The sequence below is a fragment of the Bifidobacterium sp. W8104 genome, from assembly GCF_016100735.1.
In the GTDB taxonomy this organism is placed as follows: Bacteria; Actinomycetota; Actinomycetes; order Actinomycetales; family Bifidobacteriaceae; genus Bombiscardovia; species Bombiscardovia choladohabitans.
Map to the genome: position 1 here is coordinate 1,055,403 of NZ_JACFRW010000001.1, position 25,368 is coordinate 1,080,770.

The 25,368-nt window shown below is 58.2% G+C and carries 22 protein-coding genes and 1 tRNA gene; 14 read left to right on the top strand and 9 right to left on the bottom strand.

Annotation, left to right across the window (positions count from 1 at the left end; translation table 11 throughout):
• Window positions 1-143 precede the first annotated feature (143 nt).
• The 4 genes from H3U89_RS03950 to H3U89_RS03965 all read right to left on the bottom strand — a co-directional run bounded on the left by H3U89_RS03950 (window position 144) and on the right by H3U89_RS03965 (window position 4,258).
• Complete coding sequence (locus H3U89_RS03950; RefSeq protein ID WP_198178415.1) at window positions 144-1,025, bottom strand: ABC transporter ATP-binding protein; 882 nt, start codon at window positions 1,023-1,025, stop codon at window positions 144-146.
• Between the two features lie 5 nt (window positions 1,026-1,030).
• The gene (locus H3U89_RS03955) at window positions 1,031-2,047 is read right to left on the bottom strand and encodes a FecCD family ABC transporter permease (protein ID WP_198178414.1); all 1,017 of its coding nucleotides are present in this window, start codon (window positions 2,045-2,047) and stop codon (window positions 1,031-1,033) included.
• A 44-nt stretch (window positions 2,048-2,091) separates the two neighbouring features.
• A complete protein-coding gene (locus H3U89_RS03960) occupies window positions 2,092-3,096 on the bottom strand; it encodes a FecCD family ABC transporter permease (RefSeq protein WP_232345493.1) in 1,005 nt (334 codons plus the stop codon).
• Between the two features lie 91 nt (window positions 3,097-3,187).
• Window positions 3,188-4,258: an iron-siderophore ABC transporter substrate-binding protein gene (locus H3U89_RS03965; protein WP_198178412.1), complete on the bottom strand. Its 1,071-nt coding sequence runs from the start codon at window positions 4,256-4,258 to the stop codon at window positions 3,188-3,190.
• 418 nt (window positions 4,259-4,676) lie between these two features.
• On the opposite strand from H3U89_RS03965, the gene H3U89_RS03970 reads away from it, so the two are divergent.
• From H3U89_RS03970 to H3U89_RS03990, 5 genes are all read left to right on the top strand, one after another.
• Window positions 4,677-5,372, top strand: a complete 696-nt coding sequence (locus H3U89_RS03970) for a lantibiotic protection ABC transporter ATP-binding protein (RefSeq protein WP_198178411.1) — start codon at window positions 4,677-4,679, stop codon at window positions 5,370-5,372.
• The gene (locus H3U89_RS03975) at window positions 5,369-6,226 is read left to right on the top strand and encodes a hypothetical protein (RefSeq protein ID WP_198178410.1); all 858 of its coding nucleotides are present in this window, start codon (window positions 5,369-5,371) and stop codon (window positions 6,224-6,226) included. The genes H3U89_RS03970 and H3U89_RS03975 overlap by 4 nt, the downstream gene beginning before the upstream one ends.
• A gap of 1 nt (window position 6,227) precedes the next feature.
• Window positions 6,228-7,052 carry an ABC transporter permease gene (locus H3U89_RS03980; RefSeq protein WP_198178409.1) on the top strand — a complete coding sequence of 275 codons (825 nt, stop codon included), beginning with the start codon at window positions 6,228-6,230 and terminating at the stop codon, window positions 7,050-7,052.
• A 149-nt stretch (window positions 7,053-7,201) separates the two neighbouring features.
• Complete coding sequence (locus H3U89_RS03985) at window positions 7,202-7,933, top strand: response regulator transcription factor (RefSeq protein ID WP_198178408.1); 732 nt, start codon at window positions 7,202-7,204, stop codon at window positions 7,931-7,933.
• A gap of 23 nt (window positions 7,934-7,956) precedes the next feature.
• Window positions 7,957-9,429, top strand: coding sequence for a HAMP domain-containing sensor histidine kinase (locus H3U89_RS03990; RefSeq protein ID WP_198178407.1), 1,473 nt, complete (start codon window positions 7,957-7,959; stop codon window positions 9,427-9,429).
• 1,400 nt (window positions 9,430-10,829) lie between these two features.
• Here the strand turns inward: H3U89_RS03990 and H3U89_RS03995 are convergent.
• From H3U89_RS03995 to H3U89_RS04010, 4 genes are all read right to left on the bottom strand, one after another.
• Entirely contained in the window at window positions 10,830-11,126 is a 297-nt protein-coding gene (locus tag H3U89_RS03995) for an ATP-binding cassette domain-containing protein (RefSeq protein WP_146210563.1), read from the bottom strand.
• Window positions 11,127-11,523: 397 nt separating this feature from the next.
• Window positions 11,524-11,817: an ABC transporter transmembrane domain-containing protein gene (locus H3U89_RS04000; protein ID WP_045924970.1), complete on the bottom strand. Its 294-nt coding sequence runs from the start codon at window positions 11,815-11,817 to the stop codon at window positions 11,524-11,526.
• Window positions 11,818-12,250: 433 nt separating this feature from the next.
• A complete protein-coding gene (locus H3U89_RS04005; protein ID WP_024627010.1) occupies window positions 12,251-13,681 on the bottom strand; it encodes an ABC transporter permease in 1,431 nt (476 codons plus the stop codon).
• The gene (locus H3U89_RS04010) at window positions 13,678-14,343 is read right to left on the bottom strand and encodes an ABC transporter ATP-binding protein (RefSeq protein WP_229281577.1); all 666 of its coding nucleotides are present in this window, start codon (window positions 14,341-14,343) and stop codon (window positions 13,678-13,680) included. Before H3U89_RS04010 ends, H3U89_RS04005 begins: the two co-directional genes overlap by 4 nt.
• A 111-nt stretch (window positions 14,344-14,454) precedes the next feature.
• Between H3U89_RS04010 and H3U89_RS04015 the strand changes: the two genes are divergently transcribed.
• From H3U89_RS04015 to H3U89_RS08525, 4 genes are all read left to right on the top strand, one after another.
• Window positions 14,455-14,841, top strand: coding sequence for a hypothetical protein (locus tag H3U89_RS04015; protein ID WP_144177819.1), 387 nt, complete (start codon window positions 14,455-14,457; stop codon window positions 14,839-14,841).
• Between the two features lie 452 nt (window positions 14,842-15,293).
• Window positions 15,294-18,332 carry a cation-translocating P-type ATPase gene (locus H3U89_RS04020; RefSeq protein ID WP_415873506.1) on the top strand — a complete coding sequence of 1,013 codons (3,039 nt, stop codon included), beginning with the start codon at window positions 15,294-15,296 and terminating at the stop codon, window positions 18,330-18,332.
• A gap of 394 nt (window positions 18,333-18,726) precedes the next feature.
• Entirely contained in the window at window positions 18,727-19,017 is a 291-nt protein-coding gene (locus H3U89_RS04025; protein WP_232345495.1) for a type II toxin-antitoxin system RelB/DinJ family antitoxin, read from the top strand.
• Window positions 19,014-19,319, top strand: a complete 306-nt coding sequence (locus tag H3U89_RS08525) for a type II toxin-antitoxin system RelE/ParE family toxin (protein WP_198178405.1) — start codon at window positions 19,014-19,016, stop codon at window positions 19,317-19,319. Before H3U89_RS04025 ends, H3U89_RS08525 begins: the two co-directional genes overlap by 4 nt.
• Before the next feature lie 108 nt (window positions 19,320-19,427).
• Here the strand turns inward: H3U89_RS08525 and H3U89_RS04035 are convergent.
• Window positions 19,428-19,500 (bottom strand) — tRNA-Lys (locus H3U89_RS04035).
• A gap of 498 nt (window positions 19,501-19,998) precedes the next feature.
• Between H3U89_RS04035 and H3U89_RS04040 the strand changes: the two genes are divergently transcribed.
• From H3U89_RS04040 to H3U89_RS04060, 5 genes are all read left to right on the top strand, one after another.
• Window positions 19,999-20,736 carry an ABC transporter ATP-binding protein gene (locus H3U89_RS04040; protein WP_198178404.1) on the top strand — a complete coding sequence of 246 codons (738 nt, stop codon included), beginning with the start codon at window positions 19,999-20,001 and terminating at the stop codon, window positions 20,734-20,736.
• The gene (locus H3U89_RS04045; protein ID WP_198178403.1) at window positions 20,736-22,157 is read left to right on the top strand and encodes an ABC transporter permease; all 1,422 of its coding nucleotides are present in this window, start codon (window positions 20,736-20,738) and stop codon (window positions 22,155-22,157) included. Before H3U89_RS04040 ends, H3U89_RS04045 begins: the two co-directional genes overlap by 1 nt.
• A gap of 38 nt (window positions 22,158-22,195) precedes the next feature.
• Window positions 22,196-23,461, top strand: coding sequence for a sensor histidine kinase (locus H3U89_RS04050; RefSeq protein ID WP_198178402.1), 1,266 nt, complete (start codon window positions 22,196-22,198; stop codon window positions 23,459-23,461).
• Window positions 23,454-24,128: a response regulator gene (locus tag H3U89_RS04055; RefSeq protein WP_101433025.1), complete on the top strand. Its 675-nt coding sequence runs from the start codon at window positions 23,454-23,456 to the stop codon at window positions 24,126-24,128. Before H3U89_RS04050 ends, H3U89_RS04055 begins: the two co-directional genes overlap by 8 nt.
• 299 nt (window positions 24,129-24,427) lie before the next feature.
• The gene (locus H3U89_RS04060) at window positions 24,428-24,991 is read left to right on the top strand and encodes a GNAT family N-acetyltransferase (RefSeq protein WP_198178401.1); all 564 of its coding nucleotides are present in this window, start codon (window positions 24,428-24,430) and stop codon (window positions 24,989-24,991) included.
• The last annotated feature ends 377 nt before the right edge of the window (window positions 24,992-25,368 follow it).

Here is a 25,368-nt window from a genome sequence, read left to right on the forward strand (position 1 = left end):
ATGGGTCGACCTTGGTGTCGGGTTGTCGTCGTTCAGGTTGCGGCGGTTAGGGACGTTGGGGTTCGGTACGTCGGGGTAACCGATGCGGAGAGCAGGACGCAGGGGTTTGCGCCAAGGGTTTTACATCATTGGGTTGTTCGGTGTCATCCTGCCGAGTCATCCCAGTGTACGTGTACATTACAGGCCCCGCCAGAGTGGGCTTCGAGACTATGGAGGGGTGCCGGGGTCATCAAGGGGGCACCGGTGGATCCATCGGTCACCACAGTGGAAGCGATGTCGAATACCTCGCTGACCAGGTTCTCGGTCATGACCTCATCGGGGGCGCCCAGGGCGACCCTCCTGCCATCCTTGATGGCCAGGATCCAATCCGAGTATCTGGCGGCCATGTTCAGGTCGTGGAGAACCATGAACACCGTGACGCCCTCCTGCCTGTTCAGGGTGCTCAGCAGGTCAAGGACCTCCAGTTGGTAGGCGATGTCCAGGTAGGTGGTCGGCTCGTCAAGAAGGAGTATATCGGTCTGCTGGGCCAGGGTCAGGGCAATCCAAGCGCGCTGGCGTTGGCCTCCGGACAGACGGTCGATTGGACACCCCGCCATATCGGTCAGTCCGGTTAGGGCAAGGGCCCGTTCCACCGCCTTCTCATCCTTGGTTGTCCACCGCTCGACGAAGTGGTGGTGGGGGTATCGGCCGCGAGCGACCAGGTCGGCGATGGTGATGCCGGTGGGGGCTGACGGGTTCTGCGGTAGCAGCCCCAGGATCGTCGCCACCTTGCGGGTGGACATGCTGGTGATGGGTTCTCCGTCCAGCATGACGGCACCCGAGGCCGGTTTCAGTATCCTTGCCATGGCCTTGAGGAAGGTTGATTTTCCGCACCCGTTGGGTCCGATGATGGATCCCATCGTGTGTGGGGGTACATCCAGACTCAGGTCCTCGATGACCGTACGCCCGCCATAGGTGAGGCGAAGGTGCGAGGCGGTCAGCCTATGTGCGCTGCTCCAGGAGTCGCCTGCCGGGGGTGACGTCATGATGTTCAGAGCTCCTGTCTGCGGGTCATGAGGACCATGATCGCGATGAGAACGGGCCCGCCCACAATGCTGGTGACGATGCCGACCGGCACCTGGGTCGTGGGCAGATGCTGGGCGACGATGTCCGACCCCAGGACCAGGCAACCACCTACCAGGCCCGACTGGATAAGGGCTGATGCCCCCCGGCCTACCAGGACCGCGGCGATGGGGCCGGAGAGAAAGGAAACGAAGGAGATGGGACCGGTGGTCGCCGTTGCGACGGCCAGGAGCAGCACACCTACGATAATCACCTGGAACTGGACGCGGCTTACCCTGACTCCCAGCCCTGCGGCCATCTCCTGCCCCAGTTGCAGGGTGCTGACATTCCTGTCGAGTGCCAACAGGAGCATGGCGCCGAGCAGGGTTGCTGTTGCCAGTATCGGCAGATCGGTCCACTGGGCATCGGCCAGACTGCCCGTCAGCCATCTGGTCGCAGTCTGGATGTCCCACTGGTCGCTGCGAATCATCAGCCAGGAGCCCAGTGCGTTGAACCCTGCGGCCACTCCGATGCCGATCAGTATCAGCCGGGTCGGGTCAAACGAACCGCGCCAGGCCAGGGCCATGACCAGGAGGGCTGTCAGGAGACCGCCCATGACCGCCAGGCAGGCCAGTGGCATACCCGAAAGGCCCAATACGACAATGCCGAAGATGGCGGCCGTGTTGGCTCCGGCCGTAATGCCGATGATGTCCGGGCTGGCCATCATGTTGCGCAGGAGGTGCTGGAAGCCGATCCCAGCCATGCCGAACGCCATGCCGGCGACACAGCCGATCAGTGTCCGGGGCAAGCGCAGTTGGAGAATCACGAACCTGGTACCTTCGTCGCCCTGCCCCCAAACCGCTCCCACCAGGTCGTTCATGGAGTATGTGCGATGTCCCAGAACCAGGTCGGCCAGCGCGAGAGCAACCAGGAGCAGCACAAGCAGAATGGTGACTGCCAGTGAACGAACGGTATGGGTCCGTCGTATCCGCTGCAGGTCGGTCATCGTATCGCGCCTATGCGAATCATGAAGGGAACAAACGACCATGCCTATACCTCTGTGGTTCTTCTGCGCCCGGCCAGAATCACGAATACGGGAGCCCCGATCAGTGCCGTGACGATGCCGACCTCCACATCGGATGGACGGGTGATTATCCTGCCAACCACGTCGGCGCCGACCACCAGGAGGGGACCGATAAGGATGCTCAGGGCCATGATTCGCCTGTAGTCGGGGCCTATGAGCAGTCGTGCCACATGGGGGACCACCAGCCCGACGAAGCCGATCGGACCCGCCAGTGCCGTACAGGAGGCGCAGAGGAGTATCGCCGCAAGCCAGGCCAGGCTGCGGACACGTCCGACGTGCATACCCAGTCCTTCGGCCATCTGGTCCCCCAGGGCCAAGGCGTTGATTCCGGGCGTCAGGCAGAAGGCGAGTATCAGCCCAAGCGCAAGAAGAGGCAGGACCGGCATCATGAGGTCGAACCGGGCGCCGGAGATTCCGCCCACCTGCCAGAAGCGATATGAGCTGATGACATTGACGCGCGGCAGGAGGATGGCGGAGGTAAGAGACCCCAGTACCGAACTGATCACGACACCGGCCAGGGTCAGCCGTAGCGGAGATGGACCGGATGGCCCCAGGGAGCCTATGGCCCAGACGACCAGTGCGGTCGTCGCACTGCCCAGCAGTCCCACCCAGACATACTGGACCGGTGTTGATAGGGAGAAAAAGGCCATGGAGCAGACGATCGCCAGGGCCGCCCCCGTATTGAACCCCAGGATCGACGGGTCCGCCAGTGGATTGCGAGATATGCCCTGCATCAGGGTCCCGGCCACCCCGAGCCCGGCACCGACCAGGAGGCCGAGGACGGTGCGGGGGATTCTCAGGCGGATGGCCGAGACCGCGATGTCATCCGAGGAGGCGGACAGGGCATGGAGGATGTCGGAAGGGCTGACGGAACGGGAGCCGAAAACCAGGGACAGGGCGCAGACCATGACCAGGCAGACCGCCAGGATCAGCCCGGACAGGACCATGGGTCCGTTTCCCTTGCCATGCATGACGGCCTGCTGAGTGTCAGGGCGCGGTGTCATTGCTGGTCGCATATCGGCACCCCTTATCCCTCTTTCATCCCCTCACCTGCGGCCTGAATCAGACCTTGGAGGCGGCCTCGCCCAGAAGCCCGGCGTAGGTGTCGGTCGTCTTCTGGATGGACAGGGCCGAGGGGTCAAGGGCATTGGCCATCTCGCTGTCGTTGTCGATGACCACGACGGATCCGCGCGCAACTGCGGGAATCTTGGAGAGAAGGGGGTCCTTGCGCATCGCTTCAAGCAGGTCCGGGGTGCCGTAGGTGACGATGATGTCGACATCCTTGTACCTGTCGGCATGCTCGGAGGAGATCTCCTTGTAGAAGTCCTTGGTGCTCCTGGAGTCCTCCTTGATAGATTCGGGAGTATCCAGGCCCAGGTCGTTCAGGAATTGCGGACGGGCGTCGGAGGTGGTGTAGACGCTGAACTTGGAGAGCTTGGAGGCGTCGAAGTACATGACCGCCGCGGTCTTCCCATTGATGGCCGAGTTGGCCTCGGCTGCCTTTGCGATGCGCTCCTCCAGGTCGGCTATCAGATTCTTGCCCTTTTCGGGTTCTCCGATGGCCTGGGCGGTGGCGGTGATGACCTTGCGCCAGGGGTCGCCCCAGGCAACCTTCTGATATGCGATGGTGGGCGCGATTCTGCTCAAGGTGTCGTACTGCTTCTTGGTCATGCCGGAGAGCAGGCCGATGATCAGATCGGGCTTGGATGCGGCGATGGCCTCGACATCGGTGCTGTCTGATTCGTCATGCAGCTTGGGCATATCCGCCTTGTCCACATGCATGTCATCCAGGGCATCCTTGGTCCAGGTCAGGTATCCGCCATCCACGGTCTTGCCGAAGGCGTTCTTCTGGATACTGACCGGCACGACTCCCAGGGCCAGGAGATTGTCGGGAGTGGCCCATCCGACGGTGGCGATGCGCTTGGGCTTGGAGGGTATGGAGGTGGTGCCGTAGACGTGATCGATCTTGACGGGGAAGGAGCCTTGTCCTTCCGAAGCCTTTGACTGGCTGGACGAGCCTGCCTGCGAGCCCGATCCGCAAGCGCCAAGGAAGAAGAGGGCGCTTGCCAGCACCAGGATGACTGCGATAATGCGCTTGAATCGAGTGAGGGAAAGGAGTGGTCGAATGTGCATGTGGTTCCTTTGATCGTGCTGTCTAATTGGCATGGTGCACCAGAGCCAGGTACCAGATGTAGCATCGGCCCGACGGGAAGAAAAGAGTTGATTTCCTTGGTTGCGTGTGTTAAATGGCACGCTGTAAAAACGAGGAGAAAGCGAGGGTTGGGTCCGATCGACATCTCATGACCTTCGGCGAAACCATCCAGCGAAGTCCTTGTTCTGCTGGCCTCTTGCTCTGTCGGCTAGATATACGGATCCTGTCGGATATTAAGGTTTGACAGACGCAGAATTGTGACTGTTCCAGGCCTCTCAGACCTTCACCTTTCACGATGCTTTCCTTGGATTGCGGGAGGGCTCTGCCCGCTCCTTTATCTTTCTTTATTTTCGCTCTTTAGTCTGGCTCCTGCTGCACGGAAACGAATAGGAGCTGACCATGCGTTACATATTGAGGACCGAGGGGCTGACCAAGGTCTTCGGCCACAGACAGCGGGCCGTCGACCAAGTGTCCCTGCATGTTCCTGAGGGCGGAGTCTACGGGCTCCTGGGTCCAAATGGGGCTGGCAAATCCACTACTTTGAAGATGGTCACAGGCATGTTGCACCCCACTGGCGGATCCATGATTCTGGATGGGCACCCCTGGTCGCGCCGGGACCTCTACGACATCGGCGCCCTGATCGAGCAGCCGCCCATCTACTCCAACCTGACGGCCCGCCAGAACCTCAAGGTGCGCACAACCCTGTTTGGTCTGCCCGATGAGCGGATCGACCAGGCGCTCTCCATTGCCGGACTGAGCGATACGGGCTCCAAAAAGGCCGGGCAATTCTCACTAGGCATGAAGCAGCGTCTGGGGATAGCCAACGCCATCCTGACCAACCCCCGTCTGCTGATCCTGGACGAGCCCACCAACGGGCTGGATCCGCTGGGCATCGAGGAGTTGAGGGGGATGATCCGCAGCTTCCCGCAGCAGGGGATGAGCGTGATCGTCTCCAGCCATATCCTCTCCGAGGTGTCAATCCTGGCGGATCACATCGGCATCATCGCCGACGGTCGCCTGGCCTACGAGAATGAGCTGCACGCCGGAGAGGACCTGGAGGGGCTGTTCATGGACGTGCTCAGGAGGTCACGATGAACGAGAGGAATGCCAGCGAACTCATCCAGCAGAATACGACTACTTCAGACAACCGGGCCGAGGCAAGGCTCGGGACTAGGGGCAACGGCATCCCCTTCGGCAGAATCCTGGCAGCGGAGATCATGAAGGGCCGGTCGGCCGCACCCAGGAGGATGGCCCTGGCTTTCCCCCTGGTGCTCATTGTCATCGTGGCTTGCTTCGCATTCGGACTGCACGCCTGGTTGCCCTCCTGGGTCAACTACTGGTATGTCCTGCTCCTTCCGGCCATGACCGCCCTGATAAGCGTCGCCGTGGCCAACATCGACGGCAAGCAACGGTGGAGGACCACTCTGGCCCTGCCCGCCGCGCCCGCTCTGATCTGGTGGGCCAAGATCGTCTACTGCCTGCTGCTGGTCGGCCTCGCCACCCTGCTGGCTCTGGGTCTGTCGGCGCTCATAGTCGCCATTTTCGGGGTCGGGGGGCCTTCCGTAGTCGACTTCGTAGTCAGCGCCCTGATGCTGGTCCTGGCATGCTCCTGGATGATACCGACGGGACTGGCGCTGACCGCCCGGTTCGGCGTTCTGGTCGGATTCGGTCTGCCTTACATGGCGGACCTGCTGGCCTCGATCACCTTCTGGGGGAACCAACGGCTATGGCCCTTCCTGCCGCCCGCTGCCATGATCAACCTGCCGGTGCCTTTCATGAAGGTCATGCCTGATGGCGTGCCCCTGGAGACCGAGGACAACAGCCCGATCAAGGCTGCGCTGTCTGTCTTCGGCGGACAGAGCCTGACGGCCTTGGTGGCCTGTCTGGTCTGGTTCCTGCTCCTGTCCGTCCTGACGGGAATCTGGTTCTCGCGAAAGGAGACCAGCTGACATGACTGGGATGACAGTCGGCCGGGTCGTTGCCTCGGAAATCGTGCGTTTGCACGGATCTGTGCTCATCGCCATCCATGTCGTCTGCGGGTTGGCGGCAGGACTCGTCTGCGGTGCCTACTTCGCCGCAGCCCCCTATGATCCCGGGTTGGAGACCGATGCCTTCTTTCAGGTCCTGGGCGCCTTCATGCCCCTGATGGCCGCCATTGTCGTTGCCATAAACATCGAAACCGAGCGTGAGGCCGGCGACATGGCCAACCTTCTGGGGATTCCCAGCCGCCGTCTGGGTCTGGCGGCCAAGGTCCTGGTGCTCTGGCTTCTGGGTCTGCTGGCACTGGCCCTGGCGGCTCTGGCCTTCTGCCTGCCCATGGTTCTGGCTGGCGGACTGGGTGCACCAATCTCGGCCGTCGCGCTCGCCACCGTGGGCATGGCAGGTGGTTCCCTCTGCCTCTACCTTTTCTCCATCGCCCTGGCCCTGAGCTTCGGCCGGAACGCGACCATCGCCATTGGTGTCCTCGGGGCCGGAGTATCCATCAGTTCCCTTGGTGGCCTCTTCAACGGCCTGTACAGCCGTACCCTGTCCGGCGCCGCCAGCACTCCCGGGATCAGCCAGTGGATACCCTTTACCTGGCCTACCAGGTTCGGCTCCCTGGGAATCGAGCAGGCCCTGGCCTTGACCATGCCGGGAGGGGAGGGCCTGCGTGCCTCAATCGGCGTGACGGCTGTGGATAATCTGGTTCCTTGTCTGGTCCTTACCCTGACCCTGGGCCTGGCCCTCCTGCTCTGGATCGGCAGGTTCGAGGATCGGCGCAAGGTCAGCGATTAGACTGGATTACAGGGCATCCGGTTCGTAAGGAATCTGTCCTGCAAGAAAATCGTCCTGCAGGAAATCAAGCTTGTAAGAATCCTGGCCTGCAAAGGTTCATTCTCAAACGCTGCTGGGCCGGGTCGCTAAGCGCAGAAAAGGAGCCAATCGTGGCTGATGTGCACGCCGGAGGTTCCCCCGGGGACGATCGGCATCGGGCCTCCATCCTGGTGGTGGATGACGATCCAAGGATCACCACACTGCTGATGGCGGCCCTGTCCAAGGACGGCTATGCCGTGACCGTGGTCAACGAGTCGCGGAAGGTCGTAAGCATGGACCTGTCCTCGGTCGACCTGATTCTCTGCGATGTCATGATGCCTCACATGGACGGCTTTGCCCTCCTGGCCGCCATCAGGGAACGGGTGTCCTGTCCGATCATCTTCCTGACGGCCAAGACCGACGAGGATAGCGCGGTCCTGGCCTATGGCCTGGGCGCCGACGACTATATACGCAAGCCTTTCGGCATTGCCGAGCTCCGAGCCAAGGTCAGGGCGAGGCTTTCCCAGGGCAGTCGGCGCGGGCGCCCGCTCTTGCATTTCGGACCCTTGGACATGGACCTTCAGGCGCGGCAGATCAGGGTGGACGGGCACAACGCCAATCTGACGGATGCAGAATACCGCATATGCGCCCTGCTGGCAGAGCATCCAGGTCGGGCCTACGCGCCCATGCAGATATGGGAGGCCTGCCTGGCTGCAGAGGATGATCCGGCCGCCGATGATACGGACAGCGATGCCACGGCTGCGGTCAGAGTGCATCTGAGCAATGCCCGGCGCAAACTCAAGGCCTTGGGGGTGGACCCCATCAGGACCATCTGGTCGGTGGGTTACCAATGGGTGGCCTGACCGACGGCGTACCCGAGTCGCCGATGGAACAGAGCGTCAACAGCAAGGGCCGGCCAAGCCGCAAGGGAATGCCCATCGTTCTGCTGATCATCAGATACTTTCTCTATGTGCTGCTGATTCTGGCTCTGCTGTTCGCCGGCATATATATGGTCTGGATAAACCTGGGGGCCAGGGGCGACTTCTTCTGGGCCAACTACGGCGAGCAGCATCTGGAGAAGGTTGGGCGCTCCATTGGCCGTACGACCACTGTTGACGAATCCCTGATTCCCGCTGCCTACTGGTACCGAACCTATGACAGTCAAGGGCATCCCGTGGGGGGCGATATGAAGGGCGGCATGGCCAGCGAGGCCGACCAGCTGGCAGCCGACCATCGGGAGCATAGGGCGTCTAAGCCATCGGAAGAGCGGGAAAAGAAGACGGGACGGCCCCTTGCCACTCGTGCAAAGCCGGATGCGACCTACGTCGTCTATGCCACAGCCGATGGGCGGCCATGCGTCCTGGCCTATCGGATTCAGCCGCAGTGGGCGTCAAGGCAGACCCGGGACCGCTATCCCAATCCCCAGAACCTGCTGCTCGCGTCTTACGGGATCGCTTTGCTGCTCACCCTCCTGTTGGTCGGGCTGCGGGCGGCCCATGTCATATCGTCCAAGCTCAAGGTCTTCAACCAGGTGGCTGACGACATAGGGCGGCAGGATCTGGATGTCTCACTGCCCTGCAGCAACGTGCTGGAGATCAACCGGGTGCTGGGGTCCTTCGATAGGATGCGCGCCACGTTGAAGGAATCCCTGGAGAAGACCTGGATGGCCCAGGAGTCCCAGCGTCGGCAGGTGGCGGCCCTGGCACACGACCTGAAGACGCCGCTGACCATCATGCGAGGCAATGCAGACCTGCTGGGGGAGACCGGGCTCAGCCGGGAGCAGCAGTCCTACCTGGACTCCATCGAGGATGCCATCCGTGAGATGGCCGACTATGCGCAAGCCATCAGCCAGGGTTCCGTGGGCACGGCTTCAGGGCGATCCGGGGTTATGGCGGTTGCTTTGAAAGATGTGGTCAACAACCAGGCCCAAGGCTACCTGAATGCCCGGAGTCTGCGGCTTGAGCGGGATGACCGTCTAGGTTCCGACACCGGTCAGGTTTCCGGTGACGCGGCTGACCTTACCCGAGCGATCATGAACATCATCGCCAACGCGGCTGACTACTCGCCGGACCATGGCCTAGTGACGTTGACCTGGAGGCTGGAGGGTGGTCAGGAGGGCGGGCGAGCCCTAGTGGTGACCGTGCGTGACCGGGGTCCAGGTTTCAGCAGCCGGGCTCTGGCCCATGCCACGGAATGGCTCTATCAGGCTGACAGCAGTCGGCACGGCTCCAGCGGTCACCATGGCATCGGCCTGGCTGCAGCGCGGTCGACTGTGGAAAGTGCAGGAGGCCGCCTAATCCTGGCCAATGCAGCCAGTGGCGATGGCGCAGCAGTCACTGTATCTTTGCCAGTGCAGTGAATTCAGTGGAGCTGATACCGGTCACAGCAAACAAAGATTAGGAAATAGTGTTAGTCGTGGGCCAATAATTATGAAAACATCAATTATTTAGCAATCGCTTTAGTAATTGATTACTAAAGTTTACCATTCTTTGGCAGATCTGTACGTTACAGATAATAGAAATTATCAATCTGTAGGGATCTGCATATAAAAATCAGATGACGCTGAACAGAGCGATCTGTCGTTGGAGGAGGCGATAAGAGCGCAGGGGAAAAGAAATGAATCCCGAGGTCAAACCTATTCTATAGCGAAAGCCTGATCGACGGCAAAACGGTGGTTTCGGCTTGCATCAACGGCAGACACATAGGCGAAGAGGCCTGTCTGCTGCAAGACAGCAGGCATCAGCGCAGGCAGTCATACCCGATCGGAGATGCCGATGCCCGTATGACGCCTACGCAGCTGTATGAAATTGAAACTATTTGAGATGACCGGAGAAGCCTCAAGATCGTCGTCAGGGCCCGACATGAAAAATACCGTAATACGGTTCAAAACGCACGGCCGGCATGGAATATAGGTGCCGTATCCTCTTCTTCTTTTTCGCATCATCCTATCTGGTATGAGAAGCCCGGAGCGTACGTCATGTATCAGCCCACGCCCACTCGTTTAGGCTATTAACCAGCGGTCTGATGCCCGGTCCGGCTCCTTAAGCCCGTAGGCGATCAACATCGTCGTGATCATATAGTCATCAAAAAACAGATAGCTGATTGACTGTGCGGAACAGCGAGGGTCATGTCTTGACAATGAGCAATTCCAAGATTTATTCCTGCGTGCCCTGTGTAAGGTTCACGTGCTGTACTCCCAGCTAAACTTTACTGCTAGATATCCCGTGGTCAGTCTAGTAATGACTGCATATCATGCTGGAAACCAAGCAGCCAATAAATGTCATTAAAGATATCTTTAGAGGGCAAGACGATAGTTTGAATCGTCTGTTCCTTTGTTGAGGTGAGAACCTTGCTGCCGGTGGATCGTATTTTCCGCGCATATTTATATATAGCCAAATTATTCACATTGGTATCAAGTTTATTAACAGCAATACATATAGGAGAGTAGAATTGGCAGACAATATTTTCCAAAGGAAACCATTGATAGTTCTATTGGCCAAAACCATGATTCTATTTGACGAAGCGATTGATTGTATTCTCTGTGCCGCCATGACTATTGTCTGCTCCGGGGAATTGGCATGAATGACTTGTGCGACGAGCTCCTCGTTTTTAGCGTCTAAATGGTATGTTGTTTCGTCAAGCAGCATGATCGGCCGCCTTATGGACAACAGCCTTGCCAGGGCCAAGCGATAGCGTTCACCGCTACTCAGCAATACACCGCGTTGCCTGCTGGGGTATCCAATCCATCGAAGGTGTCTCTCACTTTGGCGTGAGGTTCACCTTATTTAAGGCATTCCAGCAGCCTTCATCGGATACGCCGTTCTTGTTCATCGCCAGATTCGTTCTGGAAGAACCGGAATATATGGGGGCATCGTGTTCTATATAGCCGATCAGAGAACGTACATAAGAGGAGCTGAGAGTTGAAAGATCAATACCATTAAAGAGAACATGGCCATGATTTGGCTTATAGAATACCCTTATAAGGGCCAGCATGGTTGATTTGCCCGCTTCGGATGGTCCGACTATCGCGTAGACGACACCGCCTTTCATATGCACGCCCGCTTCATTCAATTGGAGCCCGCCACGATTGTTCCGTGCGTCATCATACGGAATATCAGCATGGTCAAGATCGATGTCAATCTGATCGGAGTTGGTGACCTTCCTTTGGACCCTACTGGATACTGCTCATGCTGATGTCGCATCTTCGGTCGGCATTCTCATTATCGCTTGAATGCTGGAGTTCGCGCCCAACGCTCTGAACAGTCTGCTATATGTCGAAGAAAGTGTCGCCATAGGCGTGGGCATCATTTCTAGGTACATAGAGAAGTTACCAGTTGCTGAACAGTCATCACTCCTTTGGCCACTTGGAAAGCGCCGATTCCCGATACAACCATCAGGCACAACTGCATTAAGGCCATTCCTGATGGCCATATCAGTGACTGCTTCTTTGAAATTAGACGACCGGATGTGCACGCTTGCCTGGCTTCTCGCCGATTTTATTGGTCTCACGCTCCGTGGCGTTGAAGGCCCTGATCCTTTTCAAACTCATCAAAGCATCAGTGGCTGCAGACGTCATATCTCCTATGGCCGTTTGAGCCCCTCTGGAGCAGTCTCGTAATTTTCCGGATAAGACTACCAGTAAACCGACAGTAACAAGACAGGTCGAAAGAGAGATAACGAACATGACGGGACTGATTATGACCATTCCCACACACGCGCCTATGAACACCAGTAAAGTGCCAAACACTTCTGGCAATTATCGGTCAGCAATCGCTTCAGTTCATTTGTATCAGATGAAATAATAGAAATTACGTTGCCTGTATGCGACTGGTCCAGATCTTTGAACGGCAAATGCAGAATATGCATTACTAGAGACCGTCTCATATCGTTCAACAGCAGGTAAGCGTCAAAAGAAGTGATTGCTGCGCCGGACAGAAACACTCCTGCCAACGCTATTAGAGGGGCACTGCGGATCGCATGTTATGCTGCACGCGTCCAAGAATGACATTGACAAGCTGTGGCTGAGCCAGATTTAAGAGGGCGCTCGCTATACTTAGCAGACTAACCGTGAATAAAACACCCTTATGGATTTCAAAAGGCGGGGCACGTCTATCAAAGATGCGGTTTTCTCATTACTATTCCGCTTGTGTGGCGACATTTTCGTCCTTTGTTGGGGGTGGTTACTCACCGACTGCACGTGATATGACCCTCACAGAATCCTCGGAACGCGCGCACAGCGCCTGCACGCCTGTGACGAGGGCGCCTACGACAATAGCGAGGAGTGCGATGACCGCCCAATATCCCCATTGAACGCTTATCTTTGCGCTTCCCAGATATCGTTGCAGCATGAAGGCGGTGCCGCAGGTGCTGAGCAGTGTGATGACGAAGGCGAGCAGCACCGAGGTGACCATCGAAATGAGACCATCGAGGGCTCCCAAAATGCGCAACTGTCCGGTACTGGCACCGGATACGTATGTCAGCGCCAGATCCAGGCGTCGCCCTCGTGCGGTGATCATCAGTCCGGAGATTGCGCCCACCAAAGCGATGATGAGCGCAGGGCCGAGCATGGCCATCAGGTTCGTCAGCATGTGTGGGTTCACGTTCATGGAATGGCCGTTACTGGCGAAATTCTTGAGGCTGTCGGTCAGCGTATGCAACACACCAGAGAAAGTCATGAGCAACGACAAGCCGGCCGTCATGGGAATGATGGTCGCGTTCTGTCGTTGGATCCTCCCAACGGCCTGCTGCCTAGCGAGTTTCCAGGTGCTGAATGGCAGGGGGAGAAGATGCGTCCATCCTTTGGTGAACCAGTGCATGACATAGGGAGCCAGAACAGCCAATGCGAAGATCAGGAGGAACATGCCTCCCATGGAGAACCCAATGAATCCTGTCACTCTGGACTCTATGGGATTCCTGCCGGAAATGTGCGTGGCGAGCTCGCCAGAGTCTATCTTGCGTGTAGCTGTCCCCGGGATGATGAGCGCGCATATCGCTCCCACGAGCAACGATGCGCCTAGCAGAACACGGAATGCGTTCACTTGTCTCGGCGGGTTTTGTGACTGCCGAAGCGCCTCTATCGGCCTGATCTTGGATAGTGTGCGCACGGTCAGCACTGTGCCTGCAAGGACGGCGACTCCGGCAATGGCCAACCCAGTGCCGATGGATGCCAGCAGCTGGGTTGCTTGATACGTCAGTTTCAGCTCGAATGCTCTGGCCAGGAGGTCGAACAGATATGGTGCTGCCAGCGGCGTCAGGAGGGATGACGCTACTGCTGCCAAGATGAATAGGACGATGATGATAGCCAGATTCCCGAAGAGCAGCTGCCAGGGCGTGGCGCCTTGAAGGACCAGCAATGCTAGTTGGTGCCTGCGCTGGTTCAGAGCGGCGGTCACGACCCACAGCATCACGAACACGGCTATGACCACGCTGAACAGCATTGCTGGGCCGGAAAGGTTGGCGCCTAACCCGGCATCCGGTCCGTGGTAAGCGGCATCAATAGCCCTGCGCGCGGCGACGATAGTGCACACAGCGGTCTGGGAAACGATTAGTGACAGCCATACGCCGGCCCATACGGCCGGGGCTGCTTTCAGATCAGAGAGTGCGCCCCTCATATGCGGGCCCCGCTCTCCGTATCAGCGTTCAGCACGTGGCCATCACGGACCTCAACGATCTGGTCGCACTGTCCGGCTACCTCTCCACTGTGGGTCACTATTACTACGGTCCTGCCCGCATCCATAGCCAGGCTTTTGAACACCTGCATGACCTTGGCGCCAGATTCCTGATCCAAGGCTCCAGTCGGCTCGTCGGCGAAAATGATATCTGCATCGGAGAGCAGCACTCGTGCAAGCGCGACACGTTGCTGCTCTCCGCCTGAGAGCATCGTCACGCTCCTTTTTTTCTCGTTTGCCAATCCGAAGTACCGCAACATCTCATCCGCTTTTTGCTTGGGGAGTCGACGGCCGCGCAGGGTGAATGGCAGCGCGAGGTTCTCCTCCACCGTCATGCTCGTGATCAGGTTGTAGGATTGAAACACGAATCCCAGATGTCGACGCCGAAACCGAGTGAGCGCGGACGCTCGCATATGTGTGATGTCATGCCCTAGAAGGGAGATGCTTCCGGATGTCGCACGTTCCAACCCCGAAAGGCAGTACAGCAAGGTGGACTTTCCGCTGCCTGAGGGGCCGACAATCCCCGTGATTCTTCCGGGCTCAGCATGGAAGTCGACATGGTCGAGGATGGTGATCGAATCATCCTTCCTCGGAGTCACCGTCATTGTCAATCCATTTGAACTCACTGAAGCACCACTCATCACCGTTCTCCCATCATCGCCGTTCTCGCGACTTATAAATCTTCATCAGAATATTGCTATGGATGCCATACAAGGATGGCGCCCATAGACTTACATGACTGTTGTCCCTGCCGTCATCAGGGCAAAAATGACAGCCCATGCCATTTTGGTGAATGCGTCATCGCAGTGGCATATTTTTGTGGATTAGCTGCAGGTCCATCAACTCCAGATATTATCATGCCCACCGCCGTGGCATGCAAATATGCTGACGCCGCTATGATGAGCGGCTTCATCATTCATGGCGATATTACTATTCTGCAGATCGATAATGTTGTGCATTTTGTCCGTCTCTCTCCTCTCTTTCTCGTGTTTAGTGCTATTTCCAATGGTGTCTCCACTGAAAGGATCGTTAGGGCAGACGGCTGGCAAGAACTACCATGGTTGGCCTATAAGACTATTTACTGCTCAGATAACGCCAGCTGAGCCTGTCGAATAATCACAAGAGGGTCTTAAATAGGATTCTCAGGGCAGATAAGGGTTTTTATGCCAGATGAGCCCAAATTGATTAAAGCTTTTCTAATGAAGATCTAGTATTTTTTTTGGGGGGGGATTCGGCAACTAGGGCGCTGCCAAGTTAAGTGCAGCAAAGATACCGTCTCTGTCATGAGACAGGCCTGAGAATGCATACTGAAGCAAAGGCCTTGACGACTTCGGCCGTGTTTATGTATATTATTGGTTCAACTTGGCAAGCATCCACGCAGCGTTTTGGTCTGGCCGCCTCTGATTTCTTCCAACGGGCCTCTGAAGCGTTGACTACTCCGTGGCATAAGCAGGAGAGTGGCATGACTGGGTTGACCAGCGATCCCAAGCATGAGAAATCGACAGATACCGGCGTGATCCCGACTGCAGGGCAGGGCCATGAGCAGAGGCGCAGAGTGAATGGCCCCGTCCTCAAGGACCCTTCTATAGTAGGTGTCGATCAGGTTGCCCTTGCTCTGAATGTGGACCCCGACCGGGGCCTGGATGAGGCCGAGGCGGCGCGTCGGCTGGACAGGTTCGGTCCTAATGAGCTGGCTGGAGCGCCTCCCGTTCCTGCATGGAGGGAATTCCTTCAACAGTTCAAGGACCCCTTGGTCTATCTGCTTCTGGCAGCCACGGCCATTTCGTTGGTGGCCTGGGTGGTGGAACGCTCACATCCGGCATCAGGAGGCGGGGAGCCCCTGCCCTTTGATGCCATCGTCATCATGATCATCCTCATCCTTAATGCCGCCCTGGGGTACGCTCAGGAGGCTAAGGCCGAGCGGGCTGTGGATGCTCTGGCGAGCATGACGGCCCCGCACGCCTCGGTGCTGCGAGGCGGCCGGGTGGTCAGCCTGGAGACCAGCAGGATCGTGCCTGGTGATGTAGTAGTCCTGGCTGAAGGCGATTCGGTCGGCGCCGACGGAAGACTGTTCCAGGCCGCGGGTCTGCGCGTGGCCGAGGCATCGCTGACCGGCGAGTCGCTGCCGGTGGGCAAGCGGCCCGGTCGGCTTGACCAGCCCAAGGCTCTGGGTGACAGAACCAACATGGTCTTCAACGGCACCGCAGTGACCCAGGGGAACGGGCGCATGATCGTCACCTCTACTGGTATGGACACCCAGGTCGGGAAGATCGCCGACATGCTGGCTGATACCCAGGAGGAACCCACGCCCCTACAGAAGGAGATGGCCCGCGTCTCCAAGCTCCTCGGACTGGCCGTCTGCTTGATTGCCGCCCTGGTTTTGGCTGCTTTGGCCCTGATGGAAGGCTTTCAGACAACCCAGGATCTGATTGATTCCCTGCTCATGGCCGTATCTCTGGCCGTAGCTGCTGTGCCGGAGGGGCTGACGGCCATCCTGACTGTGGTTCTCGCCCTGGGCGTGCAGCGCATGGCCAAGCATCATGCCATCGTCAAGAAGCTCAGCTCGGTGGAGACCCTGGGATCGGCATCAGTCATCTGCTCCGACAAGACAGGAACTCTTACACGCAATGAAATGACCGTTGAACGGGTGGTCGTCCCCTCGGGGCAGGTCAGGCTCACTGGCACCGGGTACGCTCCGGAGGGAACCATGCAGCCGTTCGAGGCCAGTGGGTCAGATGATCAACAACTGACAGATACCATTGGTTCATCTCTGGCTGAGGCAGTGGAAGAGACCCTGATGGTCGGGGCCATCGCCAACGACGGAGACCTGCATTGGCAGCCGGTCGAGGCCGAACCTGATTCCCAGGCCCAGTCTGGATCCGGGCAGGGTCACTGGCAGAGCGTCGGCGATCCCACGGAGGTCTCTCTGATTGTCGCCGCTCGCAAAGTCGGCGCTGATGCCAAGGCTGACGGCTACCGTCGTTTGGCTGAGATTCCTTTCACGTCCGAGCGCAAGCTCATGTCGGTCCTGGCCGCTCCGCGTGACGGCAGCGAAGGGCAATCGCGTCTCTTCTGCAAGGGTGCTCCCGATGTGCTGCTCGGCCGGTGCGCCCGGATTCTCGAAGACGGCCAGGTCAGGCCTATGACTAGCGCTGACCGGGAGAGGATACTCGCCCAGGTCAGCCAACTGTCCGGCGATGCCTACAGGACTCTAGGACAGGCTTTCCGGCCTGTATCCGGTCAGGAACTGTCGTCCCTGACCGAAGATGACAAGGGGGAGAGGCCGTCAAGCACGATTGGGACAGGCCAGACGGACCGTTTGTCTAAGGAGACTCAGCGTGCTTCCGCAGTTCTCCTGTCTGCGGACAAGGTAATCCAGGAGAGCGCCCATTTGGAAAGCGATTTGATCTGGGCGGGCATGGTCGGCATCATCGATCCGCCTCGGACTGAGGTCCGCCAGGCCGTGGCTCAGGCTCACAGTGCCGGCATCAGAACGATCATGATCACTGGCGACCATCCACTCACTGCGGCCAGGATCGCGGGTGACCTGGGCATCACCGAACCCGGCGGCCCCGCCTGCACCGGCGAGCAGCTGGATGCCATGGATGCGGACCAGCTTCGGGAGACCACCTCCAAGGTCTCCGTCTACGCTCGCGTGGCCCCCGAGCACAAGCTGAAGATCGTCGAATCGCTTCAGGACCAGGACAAGGTCGTGGCCATGACCGGCGACGGCGTCAACGACGCCCCTGCTGTAAAGGCTGCGGACATCGGCGTGGCCATGGGCATCACCGGGACCGAGGTCACCAAGGAGTCGGCCAAGATGATTCTGGCGGACGACAATTTCGCCACCATCGTCCAGGCTGTACGAGAGGGCCGGGGCATATTCGACAACATCCGCAAGTTCCTGCGCTACCTGCTCAGCTCCAACATGGGCGAGGTTTTCACGGTCTTCGGGGGCGTGGTCTTTGCGGGTCTTCTGGGCATATCGCAGCCCGGCGTGGCGGGCGTGACCGTGCCGCTCCTGGCCACTCAGCTGCTCTGGATCAACCTTCTGACCGATGCGGCTCCCGCCCTGGCCATGGGAGTGGACCCGCAGAGCGACGATCTGATGGGCCGTCCGCCCCGGTCCGTCGACGACCGGGTGATTGACCGGAACATGTGGGTCGACATCGTCTATATCGGCCTGGTCATGGCCCTGGTGACCCTGATTGGCATGGACATGCATTTGAGTGGCGGTCTCTTCACTGACAGGTCGGTCCAGGCGATCGGCCATGAGGCGCAGATGCGTGAGGCGCGGACCATGGGCTTCACGATCCTGGTCTTCGCCCAGCTCTTCAACGCACTGGCCTCCCGCTCCTCCCGCAAGTCGGCCTTCCAGGGGCTCTTCAGCAATCCCTGGCTCTGGGGCGCCATCGGCATCTCCATCCTCCTGCAGCTTCTGGTGATCTATGTGCCCTTCCTGGGCGAGGCCTTCGGCACTGTTCCCCTCCAGCCTCAGGCCTGGTTGGAGTGCATCGCCCTGGCCTCCCTGGTCCTTGTGGCCTCGGAGCTGCGCAAGCTGTTCAACTGGGCGATCAGACGGATACGGGCATAACATCGCTTCTTCCTGATGCGGCGACCGCACTCACTGCCGCTGCATTAAGTGAGGACACAGTTTGCGCCCTACTTCATCTTCCGCAAAGCCATTGTGGATCAGCTGTGTAGAGCCAAGGCTGTTGTTGCTAGGGGGGAGCGAGCGCATCCGTGTCCGGCATCATTCTCGTTCGGGCGACTTTGGTTGTAGCAGAAGACCGCTTCGTCAAAGTTGGCTTGGAAGCATGAGTAGTCGGAATCGCCCAGCGCAGCATGAAGCAATGGATGCATGCTATTGCTGTCAGCTATGTGCATTGATGCCTTACCATGCACTGCAATTTTGCATTAAAGTAAGAAATTGTCTGTAATTTTGCACTTTAATGCAAAATTACAGACAACAAGGAAGGTGGGCTCCCATGGAGAAGATGTCTCAGGTTACGGTGCGTATATCCGATGCAGACAAGCAACAGGTAGATCGTATCGTGAAGGAGCTTGGTCTGGATATGACTACGGTCACCAGAGCCTTTTACAAGCAGATCATTCGGGAGCAGCGGATCCCCTTGGACTTCAGCTTGGATCTACCTGTCGAAACCGAGGAGGCCTTGGAGGAATCGCGCCGTATGGCCATGAGGGGGAAGACTAAGGGGTACGCCACAGGAAAGGATCTTGTGGATGGCGTGCTGGCAACTGCTGGCGTGGACCGATGAGGCTTGCGCTGGTTCCCACCGGTGCTTTCGCGAGAGACCTGAAGCGCCTGGCTCGCAGGCACGTCCCATTAGAGCCGGTCGAGGAGGTGCTAAATCTGATAGCAGAGAATTCCGAAGCGTCGCTCCATACATTGAAGGCGCATCATCGGATGCATATGCTGCAAGGTTATGCAGCTGTGTATGAGTGCCATGTAGGCAATGCCGGAGACCTACTGCTGGTGTGGCATAGGGAGGGCGATGCTGCCTATATTTTGCGACTAGGTTCCCACGAGCAGGTGTTTGGAAGGCGCGGTAGATACTGAGATTCAGTAAATAGATCAAAGTTGTATCAGGGACCTGGCTCACTGTTGCGCAGGCAGATGATCTGTGCGGAGCATAGTGGCTGGTATTAAATAATCGGTAATCCAAAGTGCCCCCCGTGGGACTCGAACCCACAACCCACGACTTAAAAGGACGCTGCTCTAACCATTGAGCCAGAGGGGCAACAGCTCAACACTACATGTTTGTTCTCGATTTTTCCAGTTCGCGGCAAGCCGGTTCTCGGGCGAAGCAAGACCGAGAACCCGTACAGATCAACGAAGAATATCAACTTGAAACGCTACCTTTCCGCCCACTTAAGAAGGTTGTTGAGATGCGTGGGAGAGAGGTGGGGCAAACTCTGAACCTGCCGACGGGATCCGTGCCGGACAGTAAACCAATCTGCCAGTCAAAAGCTTCTGCCAGAGCGTAGTGCGGCTTCCTATCAGTTGCGCAGTGAGTGTGGCTCTGTTTTGCCATCTGCAGATGGCGAAGTGGCGGCCGACGTTGATTCCCTGTACTCGGATTGAAAGAATCATCCCTGCGAGGCGGTCCGATTGTCCTCGCAAGTACCCTGAGGGAGGGAGCTCCGATGAAACATCCGGCTCAATACACACCGCCGCGTGTACAGAGCGTCACAGGCCAGTACCGGCATTCACCCGTTTGCAGGCGCGGGATACTGCTATGAAGTGTACCGTCGATCCTTCCGGCAAGGGCGAGCCCTTCGCCATTCGCGCATCCGGCCTGTGCAAGCAGGTTTCACCCAGGAAGGGGGAGACCATCACTCTCCTAGACAATGTGGAGTTCACTGCTTCCTGGAGAGCCCTGACCGGGATTATAGGGCCATCGGGCAGCGGCAAATCAACCCTGCTCTACTGCCTGGCTGGTCTCGAACCCGTCAGCTCGGGCCAGGTGGAAGTCCTGGGTCGGCGCATCTCTGCCATGGGGCCTGCAGCGTCGGCGCGATTTCGGCGCGCGCACCTGGGCTTCGTTTTCCAGTCCTATAATCTGGTGCCTTCGATGAGTGTGGAGGACAACCTCAAGCTGCCCTTTATCCTGCGCAAGACCCGCTGGCCGGAGAATCAGGCGGCCAAGCTGCTGGACAGACTGGGCATCAGGGGGCTGCTCAAGGCCAATGTAACCCTCCTGTCAGGGGGCGAGCAGCAGCGTGTGGCCCTGGCCCGGGCGCTGATTTCGGATCCCGCAATCATCTTCGCCGATGAGCCAACGGGCGCCCTTGACCAGGAGACCGGCAATGCGGTCGTCAATGAGCTCGCCGCCTTCGCCAATAGGCCGGGCCATGCAGTGATTATGGTCACCCACAGTCCGGAAGTCGCCTCCCGCTGCAACACGCTGGTGCATCTCCGTGACGGTCGCATAGCCACAGACGATAAGGTTCCTATGCCGAAAGCCGGCATCTGATGCGACTTCTTCTGCGAGATTTCAAGGATGCCCCCTTGGTCTGGTCTGGCGTCATGCTCGTGCTGATTGCCTCGCAAACCACGATCGGCCTGCTTGCCATGATGCTCTCTTCAGCCAAGGCCCTGGGCGACCTTCCCGGCATGGCCGAGCAAGGTCGCACCGCCTACCAAAACTTGATGATCCCCTTCGTAGCACTTCTCGTTGCCGCAGTATTGATCGTTCTGCAAGTCGTTTCGTCGGTGATCAACCAGCGCAGACGCAACCTTGCCCTGTTAGCCCTGCAAAGCGCCACGCCCTGGCAGCTGACTTCATTGACCTGTCTGCGCGTGCTCATTTTGGCGCTCGCGGCCAGTGTGGTCTCGCTGACGGCCTCTTTTCTGCTGGTTCGTCCCCTCTATGCTTGGGAGACCTCGCAGTTTCTGATCGGCAAGCAGCCTTTCATCGTCAGCCACCAGCTGGCTTCCTGGGCAGCAGGAACCTCATGCGGAATATTGGTGGCCTTGATTGGCACGCTGCTGACCATCCGAACCATCAGCAGGATCAGTCCCGTGGAATCCCTGCGGGCTGCAATCATTCCTCCAAAAACAGCAGGTTTAGCTCGTCGTATCGCTGCTGACTTGTGTTTGCTGGCGGCATCGATAGCCATGCTGATGCCGATTATGCAAGCGCGGACCATTCCTGGTGAGCAACTGGTCCGTTTGCACACTGCGGCACTCATTCTGCCTATCGCCATGGGAAGCACTTTCGGCTTCATGCTCCTGCTGGCCGCAATCTGTTTGGCGGGTCCCTCCCTGCTGGGTGCGGTCACCAGCGGCTGGACCAGGCTCGTCGCTCTTCACAGCCCCTCATGGCTGATCGCTTGCCGGCAAGCCAGTGCCCGCATGCGCAGCCTCAGCTCCACGGTCATACCGTTGGTCGTGGGGGTTTCATTGCTGATGATGACCGATTCCTTCTATCAGACCAGCGCCGATTCCAGTCGCTTGCTGCCTCCCAACCTGGATGTCAGCAGCTCTGATTTCTCCATGCTCATGACGCTCCTGGGCCCCGCGCTGGTTGTCACACTGGCTGGAGTGTGCGCCGGATACCTGATCTCAGCCCACGGTCGAAGCCTGGATCTGTCCCTTATCTCGATCGCTGGTGCGGACCCGAATCAACTTGAAATCATGGCCGCTCTTGAAGGGTTCGTCATGGCAACTACCGCCGTATTGATATCCTTCACCTCCAGCCTTCTGCCGGTCATGGCCTATGCTGTCGGATTCCGCAAGGTCTTCGGGGCTGCCAGCATTGGCATACCATGGGCTCACTGGGCGCTGGTCTATCTGCTTCTGACTTCGGCGGCATCACTGGCTTCCTGGGTCACAGTGCGCAAATCAGCAGGTCGTTCCCCTGCCGGTGTGATAGCACAGTACACTGGCGAATGAACCTGGGCATCCTCGGCATGCGGTGTGAGGGGGGCGCGATGAAGGGCATGGCAACCAACCTGTTCGAGCTGTTGAGCAATCAACGCTTGACCAGATTCGTCATGCCTCTGCTGAGCCTGATTTATACGCTCCTATACGTCAGCGCCCCCATGTTTCCTCCGGGCTGGGCCGGGGACATTCCTCTGCCCGTTTGGAAGACTGTCATCGGCCTGATCGGACTCCTGTGTTCCTGCCTGTTGTACTGGAGCAGACAATTTCCCCTGCTCATCACGACCGTGGAGACCCTGGTATACATCGGCCTGTCATTTGCCGCCTCGGACGATAGCTTCCTGATACCTCTGGTAGGCGCTCTTTATTTCTGTGTCTGTTTATCGTCAGCACCCAGGATTGCGGCAGGCGTGAGTGAGGCAGTCGCGGCCGTCAGCCTGGTCACTGTCAGTATGCATGCCGGGCACATGCTTTTGCTGGAATGGTCGGCTCGGATGGCTGTCATCATGGCTGTAGCGGCCGCTGCCATAGCTGTCAGGTCCTACCGGAGTCGGCGCGAGACGCAACGGCGTGAGGAGCAGGAGCGCATCCGCTCTGAAATGCTTGCCAGGCAAAGGGATCAGGCTATATCACGTGCCCAGGTAGCAGGGGAGTTGCACGATAGCGTGGGCCATGACCTCACCACGATCATCGCCCTGACCCAGGGATTCGCTGACTCGGTTGAGATCGAAGAGCTGCAAGAGGTGCTTAAGGGCGTCAACCAAGTGGCTAGGGATGGGTTGTCTGACACCCGACAAGCCGTCCGTACCCTTGTCCACGAGCATGAGGCGCTACCTGAAGAGTCCGATGACGATGGGTGCAGGTTTGGCTCCAGGCTGCATACGCTCGACGAACTCGACACCGTGATCGCCCATGCCCGCGCGGCTGGGCTGGCTGTCGTGTCTACTAAAACAGGCCATCATCGGCACGATCCCAGACAGGACAGCCTCTGCTTCATCGTCAGCAGGGAGGCCATCACCAACACGCTCCGGCATGCCTCGGACCCGAGCACCATCGTCATCTCCCGTGACTATGGACAGGACGGCACCCTCCGCATCAGCATCCACGACGATGGGCATGGGGATGAGCATGGGCCAGTCTTGGGCGATCAGCAACCAGCCATTCATGATCATCCAGGAGTGGGGCTCAAACAGATTGGCGAGCAATGCCGACTGATGGGAGGGAGTCTGAGTTGCGGACCGAGCGAGAACGGGGGATGGACGGTAAAAGCCGTCCTGCCTGGCACCAGCGAGAAAGGGTGCAACGCCCATGATTGACCTGATGCTGGTCGATGACCTTGCGCTCCTCCGCAAGGGGTTGGTACGCATGATTGAGGCCGACCACGATTTACAGGTAGTCAGACAAGCCTCCAACGGTCAGGAGGCGGTGACCATGCTTCGGGAGATGAAAGCAGCCGCCCAGCCGTTGCCTCGAGTGATCCTGATGGACGTTCGCATGCCGGTGATGGACGGCATCAGTGCCACTGCGGTCATTGCCAAGGAGTTCCCCGACATTCGCACGCTGATTCTGACCACCTATGACGAAGACGATTACGCCTTCACCGGTCTGCACGCAGGCGCCTACGGCTTTCTGCTCAAGGACGTATCCACGAGAGATCTGCACCGAGCCATTCACGCAGTAGCTGATGGGGACGCAGTGCTCACCCCGCGCATCACAGCAGAGCTCATCAACCGCGACAGAGCCTATGCACGGCATAAGGTCAGTGACCCGCAGGCCAGGCAGCAGCTGGATAAGTTGACCCCTAGGGAGTACGAGATAGCCGGACTCATCGCTCAGGGGCTGTCCAACCAGGAAATAGCCCAGCGCCTCACTCTCGAAATCACCTCCGTCCGGCGCTACGTAAGCCGCATACTCGACAAGACCGGTCTGCGAGATCGTACGCAAATTGTCATCACATGGTTTCAGGCCGGAATGTCTGACTGACGATCCATGACCAGCCATTCGGGGCATTGGGAGGAGAAAAGTAGAAAGAACGATAGATTCCAGAGCGACGCTTTCGTTGACCTGATGAAGCTGAAGCTGGGAACTAAAGACCAGAACTTAAGTTTGGAAGAACCTTATTGAACATTGTGATTCTTGCTGTATTGAGTTCCGACTATTCACCCATGCGCGCGATGTCCCTGTGGCGCTTGTCCTCTTTGAAAACCCCAGTTCCGTTGAATGCTGCTCAGGTAAGCTGAAACACAAAGTGGTGGCCAAGCACTCGACAGAGGAGGTGGACCATGAGAATCCATCTGGTGAGGTTGGACCGGCCGGGGGCGGTGGATGCCGAAATGATCTGGGAATATCTGCAGGCCTGCCGTTCTCAGCCTCAGGATGAAGCGGCTGGTCTCGGCCCCTTGGAGGGCTGCCACAGCCTGGATGAGGTTCGTCGGTTTGGTCTGCCGGAGGTGGCTCGTCAGGCGCGTGGTGATGATCTGCCGCCGGGGTTTGTGCCAGCTCTGCAGTTCGCCGCCATGGACCCCAGCGGCAAACTGGTGGGGATGATTCAGCTGAGGTTGCAGCTTACGCAGGCGCTTCTGCGAGTGGGCGGCAACATCGGCTATTCAGTTCGTCCGGATTGTCGCCGGCTGGGCTATGCCGGGCTGATGCTGGATGAATGTCTTCGACAAGCTGCCACTCTGGGCATGAGTAGGGTCCTAATCACCTGCTCCCCGTCGAATCTGGCCAGCCGCCGGACCATCCTTTCGCGTGGCGGGCAACTGGAGAATGTGCTCCCCAGCAGATCTGGTCAGCCAGTAGAACGGTATTGGATTGATTTGTCTACGAAACGAACAGATCAGTAAACGCAATCTTGGATGCAAAAGCAGCTTTCATGTAATTGCTTCCTGGCTAGGCTCTCTGCAATGATTTTCTCCGGCTATGACGTATATGCGCATCCAGAACGCGAACTTATTTTAAGCTTATTTTGAGCGAATGCCGGTTAGTGTATATTTTGTTTTTATGCACATTCCGTGCATTATGTACGACGGCAAAGGAACCGCCATGAGACAAACAGCTTCGACACAGAAACCATCCGATAAGCCGCAAGTCATTGCTGTCAGGTTTTTTGCCCTGGCATTAATTCTCGCCCATGTTATATCGTTTGCCACCGGTTCACAGTTCTGGGGTTCATGCACATACCCAGCAGCTTGGCTAATGATGATTGTCTTCATGATGGTAA